At 75.6% G+C, this 10,923-nt stretch carries 10 protein-coding genes; 1 reads left to right on the forward strand and 9 read right to left on the reverse strand.

Translation table 11 applies throughout. The annotated features are described in order from the left end of the window. Position 1 precedes the first annotated feature (1 nt). From pyrG to AC4OR8_RS17090, 8 genes are all read right to left on the reverse strand, one after another. On the reverse strand, positions 2–1,690 hold the full coding sequence (gene pyrG / locus AC4OR8_RS17055) for a CTP synthase (protein ID WP_492166783.1): 1,689 nt from the start codon (positions 1,688–1,690) through the stop codon (positions 2–4). 291 nt (positions 1,691–1,981) lie between these two features. Then, complete coding sequence (locus tag AC4OR8_RS17060; RefSeq protein ID WP_492166784.1) at positions 1,982–2,875, reverse strand: copper transporter; 894 nt, start codon at positions 2,873–2,875, stop codon at positions 1,982–1,984. Next, positions 2,872–4,095, reverse strand: a complete 1,224-nt coding sequence (steA, locus tag AC4OR8_RS17065) for a putative cytokinetic ring protein SteA (protein WP_492166785.1) — start codon at positions 4,093–4,095, stop codon at positions 2,872–2,874. Before steA ends, AC4OR8_RS17060 begins: the two co-directional genes overlap by 4 nt. Positions 4,096–4,195: 100 nt before the next feature. Next, on the reverse strand, positions 4,196–6,028 hold the full coding sequence (gene recN / locus AC4OR8_RS17070) for a DNA repair protein RecN (protein ID WP_492166786.1): 1,833 nt from the start codon (positions 6,026–6,028) through the stop codon (positions 4,196–4,198). Further along, positions 6,021–6,983: an NAD kinase gene (locus AC4OR8_RS17075; RefSeq protein WP_492166787.1), complete on the reverse strand. Its 963-nt coding sequence runs from the start codon at positions 6,981–6,983 to the stop codon at positions 6,021–6,023. Before AC4OR8_RS17075 ends, recN begins: the two co-directional genes overlap by 8 nt. Further along, positions 6,980–7,822: a TlyA family RNA methyltransferase gene (locus AC4OR8_RS17080; protein ID WP_492166788.1), complete on the reverse strand. Its 843-nt coding sequence runs from the start codon at positions 7,820–7,822 to the stop codon at positions 6,980–6,982. The genes AC4OR8_RS17075 and AC4OR8_RS17080 overlap by 4 nt, the downstream gene beginning before the upstream one ends. A gap of 1 nt (position 7,823) precedes the next feature. Then, a complete protein-coding gene (locus AC4OR8_RS17085) occupies positions 7,824–8,123 on the reverse strand; it encodes a hypothetical protein (protein ID WP_492166789.1) in 300 nt (99 codons plus the stop codon). Continuing rightward, complete coding sequence (locus AC4OR8_RS17090; RefSeq protein ID WP_492166790.1) at positions 8,120–9,133, reverse strand: HAD-IIA family hydrolase; 1,014 nt, start codon at positions 9,131–9,133, stop codon at positions 8,120–8,122. The genes AC4OR8_RS17085 and AC4OR8_RS17090 overlap by 4 nt, the downstream gene beginning before the upstream one ends. 48 nt (positions 9,134–9,181) lie before the next feature. Between AC4OR8_RS17090 and AC4OR8_RS17095 the strand changes: the two genes are divergently transcribed. Next, entirely contained in the window at positions 9,182–10,306 is a 1,125-nt protein-coding gene (locus tag AC4OR8_RS17095; protein WP_492166791.1) for a DUF1015 family protein, read from the forward strand. Here AC4OR8_RS17095 and AC4OR8_RS17100 read toward each other — a convergent pair. Next, entirely contained in the window at positions 10,281–10,610 is a 330-nt protein-coding gene (locus tag AC4OR8_RS17100) for a single-stranded DNA-binding protein (RefSeq protein WP_492166792.1), read from the reverse strand. The genes AC4OR8_RS17095 and AC4OR8_RS17100 overlap by 26 nt on opposite strands. Positions 10,611–10,923: the final 313 nt, after the last annotated feature.

The following is a 10,923-nucleotide window of genomic DNA, read 5'->3' on the forward strand; positions in this document are numbered from 1 at the left end:
CTCAGCCGTCCTCCGGCTCGCGGCGCAGCCCCGACTCGTCGAGCGGGAAGCGCAGCTCGCGCTGGCGGTCGATCGCCGCGCCAACCAGTCCGGCGAACAGCGGGTGCGGCCGGGTGGGGCGCGAGCGCAGCTCGGGGTGGGCCTGGGTGGACACGTAGTACGGGTGCACCTCGCGGGGCAGCTCGACGAACTCCACCAGGCTGTCGTCGGGGGCGGTGCCGGAGAACACCAGGCCGCCCGCCTCGAGCTGCTCGCGGTAGGAGTTGTTGACCTCGTAGCGGTGGCGGTGGCGCTCCTCGACCAGTGCCTCGCCGTACGCCGCGCGCACGACCGTGCCCGGCTTGAGCGCCGCGGGGTAGAGCCCGAGGCGCATGGTGCCGCCGAGGTCGCCGGCGCCGTCGACGTACTCGAGCTGCTCGGCCATCGTGGCGATGACCGGCTCCGGGGTGCCGGGGTCGAACTCGGTAGAGCCGGCCTTCTCCAGGCCCAGGACGCTGCGGGAGTACTCGATGACCATGCACTGCAGGCCCAGGCACAGGCCCAGCGTCGGGATCCCGTGGGTGCGGGCGTAGGTCAGCGCGCCGAGCTTGCCCTCGAGGCCGCGGATGCCGAAGCCGCCCGGCACGCAGACGGCGTCGACGTCGGCGAGCTGGCGCTGGGCGCCGGCCTGGGTGGCGCACTCGTCGGAGGGGATCCACCGGATGTGCACCTTGGCCTCGTGGGCGAAGCCACCGGCGCGCAGCGCCTCGCCGACCGAGAGGTAGGCGTCGGGCAGGTCGATGTACTTGCCGACCAGGCCGACCGTCACCTCCTCCTTCGGGTGGTGCACCCGGCGCAGCAGGTCGTCCCACACGGTCCAGTCGACGTCGCGGAACGGCAGGTCGAGGCGGCGTACGAGGTAGGCGTCGAGACCCTCGCGGTGCAGCACCTTGGGGATGTCGTAGATCGACGGGGCGTCGGCGCAGGTGATGACCGCCTCCTCGTCGACGTCGCACATCAGCGCGATCTTGCGCTTGATGGACTCCGGGAGGTCGCGGTCGGCGCGGCAGACCACGGCGTCGGGCTGGATGCCGACCTGGCGCAGCGCCGCCACCGAGTGCTGGGTGGGCTTGGTCTTCAGCTCTCCCGACGGGCCGATGTAGGGCACCAGCGAGACGTGGATGAAGAAGCAGTTGGCGCGGCCGACGTCGTGGCGCACCTGGCGGGCGGCCTCGAGGAACGGCAGCGACTCGATGTCGCCGACGGTGCCGCCGACCTCGGTGATCACCACGTCGATGTCGGGCCCGCCCATCGCGATGACGCGGTCCTTGATCTCGTTGGTGATGTGCGGGATGACCTGCACGGTGTCGCCGAGGTAGTCGCCGCGGCGCTCCTTGGCGATGACGCTGGAGTAGACCTGCCCGGTCGTGACGTTGGCGATCTGGCTCAGGTCGGTGTCGAGGAACCGCTCGTAGTGACCGATGTCGAGGTCGGTCTCCGCACCGTCGTTGGTCACGAAGACCTCGCCGTGCTGGAACGGGTTCATCGTGCCGGGGTCGACGTTCAGGTACGGGTCGAGCTTCTGCATCGTGACCCGCAGCCCGCGCGAGCGCAGCAACCGCCCCAGGCTGGACGCCGTGAGCCCCTTGCCGAGCGAGGAGGCGACGCCTCCGGTGACGAATACGTGCTTGGTCGGGCCTGGGTTCCTCACGGAACTCCATGCTACGTCAGGTCGCCGCCCGCGGTGACCAGACGCTCCGACAGCCCTCGTCCGTCGGTGCGGCCGGCCGTGCTGCTGCCGCGCGGCTGCTCTCCGCCCGGTGCTGTCGGCCCGGTGCGTGAGTGGCGCAACTGCGCTGGTCGGGCAGCCGCTGCGCGGGCCCCCGTTGTCCCACCGGCGCAATCGCGCTGGTCGAGCAGCCGCTGCGCCGGCCGCCGCACGCGAACCGCGCTGACAGGGCGAGCCGCGCCGACTGGGGCAGCAGGTGGGACGACCGGGGCGTCAGTCGAGCGGGACGGCGCCCTCGGCGCCGGAGAGCCCGAAGTCGCCGCCGGCGCCGGCGGGGGCACGCAGCAGCGCGAGCACGGTGGTGACCTGACCGAGCCCGGTCTCCACCCCGTCGACGGTCGGCACGCCGACGACTCCCCCGGCCTCGCGGATGCCGGCGAGGTCGCCGTCCACGCCGGACGCGGCACTGCCGGCCAGCACGACGCCCTGGGCGGTGCTGGAGAGCCCGGAGACCAGGTCGGTGACCACGTCGGGGTCGGTCTCGCCCTCGGCGCCCATCACGACCAGGAGCAGCGGGGCGCGGCGGGCGTCGGGCTCCGCACCGGTGACCAGGTCCGCGCGGCTCAAGCTCTGCCGCACGGCCGCGCCGGTCTCGTCGACGGCGGCGCCGTCCTCGGCGGTGCTGCCGAGCGCCAGGCCGGCGAGCTGCCCGAGCCGCACGTACGGCGGCGCGTCGGGGTCGACGGTGTCAGCAGCGGCACCGAGCTCGTCGACGAGCTGGGTGCCGAGGCTGTCGACCAGCGAGCTCGAGGTGGGGTCGGTGAGGCGCGGGCGCAGGTCGTAGCGGGCGGCGACCTCGCCGCCGGCGGCCCGCACCTGGTCGCCGAGCCCGGTGAGCACGTCCTCGTCGGCGCCCGGCAGGGCCAGCACGGCCACCGGCCGGTCCGCCAGCGCACCGTCGTACAGGCGGGTGGCGGACGCGGCGGCGAACGCGTCGGCGAAGCGCGACTGCGCCAGCGGACCGGTCTCGGCGGAGGCCTGGCGGGCGGCGCCCGCCTCCTGGGGGCGGCCCAGCTCGCCGAGCGGTCCCCCGCCGAGCACCACCCCGACGGAGAGGGCCAGGAACACGGCCACGAGGGAGACGATGTGGTGGCGGTACGAGATCACGTGCGCAGTCCTTGCCAGAGGTCGGAGATCGAGCCGCCGAGGTCGTCGAGCGTGCCGGCCCACTGCGCCAGCCACTCCTGGCCGACGGGGGTCACCGACACGGCGGCGGCCAGGGCGAGCAGGCCCGCGAGCATCACGAGCAACAGGTGGACGGGTCGGACCCGCCCGGAGTAGAGCCGCGGCACCGCGGCCGCGCCGACGAGGCGGGAGCCGAGCACCATGCGGGCCAGGTGGCTCCCGGCGGCGCCGGTGCGCTCACCGTCGAGCAGGTCGGGCAGCCCGGTGCGCAGGCCCACCCCGACCACCAGCGAGGGGTCGTGGGCGTCGGCGAGCAGCAGGCCCGCGTCGACGACGTCGAGCGAGGTGTCGAGCCGAGCCCCGCGCACCCCGATGCGGTCGAGCGACTCCACGACGCCCTGGGCGCCGCGGGTGGTGGGGTCGCCCACGAGGACGACGGCGCCGGCGGCACGCAGGGTGCGCGCCGAGGGCAGCACCGGCTCGGGCACGCCGAGGTCGACCAGCACGACGTCGACACGCACCCGGGCGGCCGCGAGCTCGTCGGCCAGCGGGGCCAGGACCAGCACCACCGGCTGCTGCTCGCGCAGGAACGGGCGCAGCCCCGCCAGCTCGCGACGGTGCTCGGCACCGTCGCCGACGACGACAGCGGTGCGGCCGGCGAGGTCGACGTCGAGGCGGGGCAACCCGTCGCGGTGGAGCAGCAGGCCCTCCTCGCGTCGCACCAGCTCGCTGACGTGGTGGGTCAGCACGTCGAGCTGGGTGGCCAGCCCGCCGCGGGACGCCTCGAGCTCGGCGTGCACCGTGGCGACGTCCACCGCCCGGCCCGGCACCTCCTCACCCGAGAGCAGGCGCAGCCGGCCGTCGGCCAGGCGCACGTCGGCCCCGTCGGCGAGCCGGCGCAGCCCTGGCGCCCCCACGCCGTCGACCAGCAGCACGCCGGCCTCGGCCAGCAGCAGCGGTCCCCGGCTCGGGTAGCGGCCCGAGACGAACGGGCCGGCGTTCACCACGGCCAGCACGCCGGCGTCGAGCATCCGCTGCGCCGTGGCGCGGTCGAGGTCGGGGTGGTCGACGACGGCCACGTCGCCGCGGCGCAGGCGCGGCAGCACGTCGGCGGTGCGCGCGGCGGCACGCACGGTGCCCACCACGCCGGCCTCGCCGGGACCGGGGCGCCGTCGTTCGGAGAGTCGTTCTGGGAGCCTCATGTCGCCCCACACTGTGCCACCCGGGGAGGGTCGCTCCGCTCACCTGACGACCCCGGGCGCGTCGGACCGCCCGACCGTCGACAGGTCCCAGGAGAGCGGGTCAGCGGGCGCCAGGGGTGAGCGCCCGGGCGGGCCCGGCCACCTCGAGCAGCTCGCGGGCGTGGGCCAGCGCGGTGTCGGAGCCGGTGAGCCCGGCCATCATCCGGGAGAGCTCCCGCTCCCGCTGCGCGTCGTCGAGGAGCACCAGGCCCGAGCTGGTCACCGTGCCGTCGCTGGACTTGCTCACCACGACGTGGCGGTCGGCGTACGCCGCCACCTGCGGCAGGTGCGTGACGACCAGCACCTGCGCGTCGCGGGCCAGGCGCGCCAGCCGCCGGCCGATCTCGACGGCGGCGGTGCCACCGACGCCGGCGTCGACCTCGTCGAAGACGAACGTCGGCACCGGGCTGGTGCCGGCCAGGGCCACCTCCAGGGCCAGCATCACCCGGGAGAGCTCACCGCCCGACGCGCCCTTGTGCAGCGGCCGGGGCTCCGAGCCGGTGTTGGCGGCCAGCATCATCTCCACCTCGTCGACGCCCGAGGGGGCGTAGCGCAGCCAGCGGCCCCCGACCGACAACGGCGCCCCGGGACGCTCGGCCCCGGCGACCGTGGGGTCGGCCACGGCCGCCGCACCGGTCGGGCCGGTCGGGCCGGCGGGGCCGGTCGACGGGGCGGCCACCTCGTGCTGGCGCACCTCGACCTGCAGCCGGGCGTGCGGCATCGCCAGCGACGTCAGCTCCCCGGTCACCGCCTCCCCCAGGAGCGTGGCGGCCTCGCGGCGCAGGTCGCTCAGGACCGAGGCGGCGTCGGCGAGCTCGGTGCGCAGTCGGGCGCGCTCGGTGCGCAGCTCCTGCACCCGCTCGTCGGCCCCGTCGAGGCCGAGCAGCCGCTGCGACGACGTCCGCGCCCACTCCAGCACCTCCTCGACCGTGTCGCCGTACTTGCGCGTCAGCGAGGTGAGCGCGGACCGCCGCTCGGAGACCGCGGCGAGCCGGGCGGGATCGGTGTCGATGCCGGTGGCGTACGAGGCGACGTCGGCGGCGAGGTCGGAGAGCAGGTAGGTGAGCTCGGCGAGCCGGTCGGCCAGCGCCCCCGCCTCGGGGTCGTGGTCGCGCACCGACTGCAGCGCTGCACGGGCCACCGCGGTGGTGCCGAGCGCGTCGGGGGCGCCCTGGTCGCTGGAGAGCGCCTCGCGCGCCTCCTCGGCCGCGGCGCGCAGGGTGTCGGCGAACCCGAGCCGTGCCTCCTCGGCCGCCAACGAGTCCTCCTCGCCGGGCTGCGGGTCGACTGCCTCCACCTCGCCGAGGCCGAAGCGCAGCAGGTCGGCCTCGCGGGCGCGCTCCCGTGCGTGGGTGACCACGTCGACCAGCTCGGCCTCGACGGCCCGCAGCCGGGTGTAGAGGTCGGTGTAGGCAACGGCGGCGTCGGAGACCGCGGCCCCGCCGAAGCGGTCGAGGGCGTCACGCTGGGCTCGGGCCTGCAGCAGGCGGTGCTGGTCGGACTGGCCGTGCACGGCCACCAGCGGCTCGCTGACCCCGGCCAGCGTGGAGACCGGCACCGAGGCGCCGCCGACGAAGGCACGCGAGCGGCCCTCGGCCGACACGTTGCGGGCGAGCACGACCCGGTCGTCCTCCACCTCCCCGCCGGCGTCCTCGACCGCGCTGACGAAGGCCGAGAGCCCTGCGGTGCGCACGACGCCCTCCACCCGGGCGGCGCGCGAGCCGGTGCGCACCGCGCCGCTGTCGCTGCGTCCGCCGAGCAGCAGACCGAGGGCGGTGACGATCATCGTCTTGCCGGCGCCGGTCTCCCCGGTGATCACCGTGAGGCCGGGCCCGAGCTCGAGGGTGGAGGCGTCGATCACGCCGAGCGAGGAGATCCGGATCTCCTCAAGCACCGGGGTGCTCCTGGCGGCGTCGCTCCGCCGCGCCCCGCCAGCCCTCGACCGGCAGGCCGAACTTGGCGACGAGCCGGTCGGTGAACGGGGCCTCGTGCAGGCGCACCAGGCGCATCGGGCGCTCGCCGCGGCGCACCTCGATCCGGGCGCCGGGTGGCAGGTCGACCGCACGGCGACCGTCGCACCACAGGACCCCGGACACGCCGGTGCGGGCCAGCACCTCGACGGCCAGCACGGACGTCGGGGCGACCACCATCGGCCGGGCGAACAGGGCGTGGGCGCTGATCGGCACCATCAGCAGGGCCTCGACGCCGGGCCACACGATGGGGCCGCCGGCGCTGAAGTTGTAGGCCGTGGACCCGGTCGGCGTCGCGCAGACCACGCCGTCGCAGCCCCACCGAGACAGCGGGCGGCCGTCGACCTCGACCACCACCTCGAGCATCCGCTCGCGCGAGGCCTTCTCGACGCTGGCCTCGTTGACGGCGTAGGTGCGGGTGACGAGCTCGCCGTCGCGGTAGACCTCGACGTCGAGGGTCATCCGGTCCTCGGAGGTGTAGCGCTTCTCCACGATGGCGGCGATGGTCGACTCGACGTCGTCGTACTCCGCCTCCGCGAGGAAGCCGACGTGGCCGAGGTTGACCCCGAGCACCGGGGTGCGGCTGGCGTGGGTGATCTCGGCGGCGCGCAGGATCGTGCCGTCGCCACCGATGACCAGCGCCAGCTCGCAGCCGGCGCTGGGGTCGTCGTCGAGCTCGGTGAGCTCGAGGGCACCGGGGTAGTCCTCGGCGGTGACGCCCAGGTCGGCGGCCTCGGTGCTCAGCAGGCGCACCACCAGGCCGTTGCCCGTGAGGGCCTTGCAGGAGGCGCGGGCGACCTCACGGGCCTCCTCGCGGCCGGTGTGGGTCAGCATGAGCACCCGGCGCACCGCCGGGCGGTCGGGCTCGTGGTCGCTCATGGCTCCACCCTCTCACCCGCCACCCCCGGAGCCCCGGCTGCCGTGACGACGGCGCGCACCTGGGCGTCGTCGACCGCCGCCGGCCCGCGGCGCAGCCACAGGAAGAACTCGACGTTGCCCGACGGCCCGGGCAGGCGGCTGGTCGTCACCGCCTGCGCTCCCCACCCGCGCCGGGCCGCGGCGCTCGCGACGCCGACGACGGCGTCGGCGCGCAGCTCGGAGTCGCGCACCACGCCACCCTTGCCGACGCGCTCCCTGCCCACCTCGAACTGCGGCTTCACCATCAGCGCGAGGTCGCCGTCGGGGTCGGTCACGGAGATCAGCGCGTCGAGCACCAGCGCCAGCGAGATGAAGGACAGGTCGCCCACCACCAGGCCCACCGGCTCCCCGACCACCTCGAGGCCCAGGTCGCGGATGTTGGTGCGGTCGTGCACCTCGACCCGGGGGTCCTGGCGCAGCGGCCACGCCAGCTGGCCGTAGCCGACGTCGACGGCCACCACCGCCGTCGCGCCGCGGCGCAGCAGGACGTCGGTGAACCCGCCGGTCGACGCCCCGGCGTCGAGGCACCGACGTCCCTCGACCCGCAGCCCCAGGGGGCCCAGGTCGTCGAGGGCACCGGCCAGCTTGTGGCCGCCGCGCGAGACGTAGTCGGGGCGGTCGTCGGAGGCCTCGGCCACCACGATCGCCACGTCGGTGGTGACCCCGGTCGCGGCCTTGCGGGCCAGCGCACCCGAGACCTTCACCCGTCCGCTGCTCACCAGCTCGGCGGCGTGCTCACGGGAGCGGGCGTGACCCCGCCGGACCAGCTCGGCGTCGAGCCGGAGCCGCCGTGGCGGCACCTCAGACCCCCTGCGGATCGACCGGGTCGACCGGGTCGTCGAGCGAGTCGACGTCGTCGAGCGCCCGACGCAGCTCGGCGTGCGCGGTCTCGAACACCGCCACGTGCTCGGCCACCGGCAGCTCGTCGAGCCGGGACACCGCGTCGACGACGGCGTCGACCCGGCCCGCTCCCGTGCCCCCGACGTCCGAGGTGACCGGGGCCGGCGCAGGCGCGTCGCGGCGGGGAGCAGCCGGTGGCCGCGGACCCGGTCGGGGCGGGGTGGGCCGGGGCACGTCGTGGGGCGCGGCTCCCTCGCTCATGACGCGAGGCTACCGGTCGTCGGGGGCTGCAGCCCGTCGGTGCCGACGACCTCGCCGGTGGCGTCGAGGTGGCGCCAGCCGGCCACGGCCACGGACCGCCACCAGTCGGCGGGGGCGCCGTCACCACGCACCCGCAGCGCGCCGCCCTCCACCTCGGCGTGCCAGCCACCGCAGGAGGCACCGGCGTCGGTCCCGGTGACCCCGGGCTGCGGCTCGAGCAGGCCTGCCAGGTCGGGCGCGAGGTACGTCGGTCGCTCGTCGCCCCGGGCCGCCACGAGCTCGGCGAGACCGGTCACCCCGGTGAGCACGAGCAGCGACGGCAGCCCCGCCGCAGCGGCGCCGGCGATGTCGGTGTCGAGGCGGTCGCCCACCATCAGCGCCCGCTCCCCACCGACGCGCCGCACCGTCTCGTCGAGCAGGGGGCGAGCCGGCTTTCCGGCCACCACGGGGTCCACGCCCGCGAAGCGGCTGATGGTCTCGACCAGGACCCCGTGGCCCGGCGCGACGCCGTAGGCCGTGGGGATGCTCAGGTCGGTGTTGCTGGCCACCCACCACAGGCCGTCGCGCACGAGCACCGCCGCCCGCATGATGTCGCGCCACAGCACGTCGGGGCCGTAGCCGGTGGCCAGGGCCTCGGCGTCGTCGTCGACCCCCACCGGTCGCAGGTCCTCGGCCCGCAGCGCGGTCAGCAGCCCGTCGGCTCCCAGGGCCGCGACGGCGGCGCCGGCGCCCAGCCGGTCGCGCAGGACCCGGGCGGCGGCCTGCGCCGAGGTCACCACGTCGGCGGCCTCGGCCGCGACGCCGAGGTCGGTGAGGTGGGCCGCGACGGTGTCGGGGGTGCGCGAGGCGTTGTTGGTGACGAACGCGACCCGCTGGCCCGCGCCGCGTGCGGCGGCGATGGCGTCGGGGGCCCCGGGCACCGCCTCGCCGCCGACGTAGACCACCCCGTCGAGGTCGAGCATGGCGAGGTCGTGGACCTCGCTCAGGGGCCGGTCGGTGGGGGTGAGCATGGGGTCCTCCTGGGCCTCGGCGCGTCGGGCGCACCCTACGATGCGCAGATGGAACCCCCGGCCACGGTCACCCCGCCGTACGTCGCCGGACCTCTCAGCCTGGGACCCTTCCGGGCCCTGCGGATGGCACCGTCGCGGGTGGGCGACCCGAGCACGGCACGCACCTTCGCCCGCTCCCAGCGCAAGGTGGCCGACCGGCTGGCCCGCTGGGAGGAGCACGGCCAGGTGACCCGCGACCGGGCGCCGGCGCTGCACGTGCACGAGTACACCTCCGGCGGGCTCACCGTGCGGGGGCTGGTGGGCGTGCTCGACCTGTCGCGGCGGGCGGCCTCGCCGGGCCAGCGCGCCGTGCTGCCGCACGAGGGGGTGCGCCCCGCGCAGACCGACGACCTCGCCGACCGGCTCGACGAGATCCAGCTGCACCCCGCGCCCATCCTGCTGGTGCACCGTGCCCCCGAGGAGCTGCGGCGACTCACCCTGGCCCAGCTCGAGCGCACCCCACGCCACAGCTTCCGCGACCGCGCCGGGCAGCACCATCGGCTGTGGACGGTGACCGACGACGACGAGGTCGCCGCGATCCGCGACGCCCTCGCGCCGAGCCGGGTGCTCATCGCCGACGGGCACCACCGCTATGCCGCCTACCTGCGTCTGCAGGCACGGCACCCGGGCGGACCGGCCGACCACGGTCTCGCGATGGTCGTGGACCAGAGCGACACGCCCCTCCACCTGGGGGCGGTGCACCGGGCGTTGGTGGGGACCACCCACGACGAGCTCGCCCGAGCGGTGCGCAGCATCGGCGGGGAGGTACGGCGCACCGACCGCAGTGCCGCCCTCGACGGGCTGGCGCCGGGACGGCTCGTGGCCAGCGACGGCGACACCTGGTCGGTGGCGGAGCTGCCGCCGGCGGAGGGGCGCTCCGCGGTGGAGCTGCTGCACGAGGCCGTGCTGCCGTCGTTGCCCCGCACCCCGCGCTCGATCGCCTACCACCACAGCGTCGACCGGGCCCTCGCCGCCACCCGTGGGGGCCGCACCCTGGCGCTGCTGCTCCCCGCACCCGACGTCGACCACGTGGTGGCCGTGGCCGCCGACGACCGGCTCCTGCCGGAGAAGGCCACGTCGTTCCAGCCCAAGCCCAACCCGGGCGCCCTCATGCACTCGCTGCGCGACGAATGAGCCGGCCCGCGGCCACCTCGACCTCCACCCGCGAGACCGTGGCCGCACCCTGGCGGTAGAAGCGCCGCCGCATCGAACCCTCCACCTCGACGACGTCGCCGGCTCGCCAGGTCGACACCGAGCGGCGCACCCGTCCGCCCCACACCACGCAGTCCAGTGCGTCGACCTTCTGCTTCGACGCGACGCGGGTCTCGCTGCGGTCGACGACCACCCGCAGCGACCACAGCGTGTCGCCGCTGGGCAGCAATCGCTCCTCCGGCGCGGCGGAGACACGTCCCACCAGCCGCACCTCGTTCACCGACACCAGGGACAGTCCTGGTCCGGTCGGCTCCGGGGTCGTCCCGGTCGTGTCCTTCGTGCGTCCCATGGGTGCACCACCTCCACCGACGAGGCTGCCCGTGCCGACCCGCACTGACGGCGCGGCTGCACCGCAGGTGTGGAGGAGTGCGACGAGAGCGCGCCTGTGCACGGCTCACGGGTCGCGCAACGGCGGGCGGCCCCGAGCTCGGGGAAGAATGGTCGTGAAATGACTCGTGGGGCCACCCGACCGAAGTCGGGTGGCCCCACGAGGAAAAAGATGCCCGGCGGCGTCCTACTCTCCCACAACCTCTCGGTTG

Source organism: Nocardioides sp. FY1077, from assembly GCF_058681775.1.

Bases quoted from the DNA above. Each gene is read 5' to 3' on its own strand.
- steA (WP_492166785.1), bottom strand. From the start codon at position 4,095: ATGAGGCTCCCAGAACGACTCTCCGAACGACGGCGCCCCGGTCCCGGC.
- AC4OR8_RS17075 (WP_492166787.1), bottom strand. From the start codon at position 6,983: ATGAGCGACCACGAGCCCGACCGCCCGGCGGTGCGCCGGGTGCTCATG.
- AC4OR8_RS17085 (WP_492166789.1), bottom strand. From the start codon at position 8,123: ATGAGCGAGGGAGCCGCGCCCCACGACGTGCCCCGGCCCACCCCGCCC.
- AC4OR8_RS17090 (WP_492166790.1), bottom strand. From the start codon at position 9,133: ATGCTCACCCCCACCGACCGGCCCCTGAGCGAGGTCCACGACCTCGCC.
- AC4OR8_RS17095 (WP_492166791.1), top strand. From the start codon at position 9,182: ATGGAACCCCCGGCCACGGTCACCCCGCCGTACGTCGCCGGACCTCTC.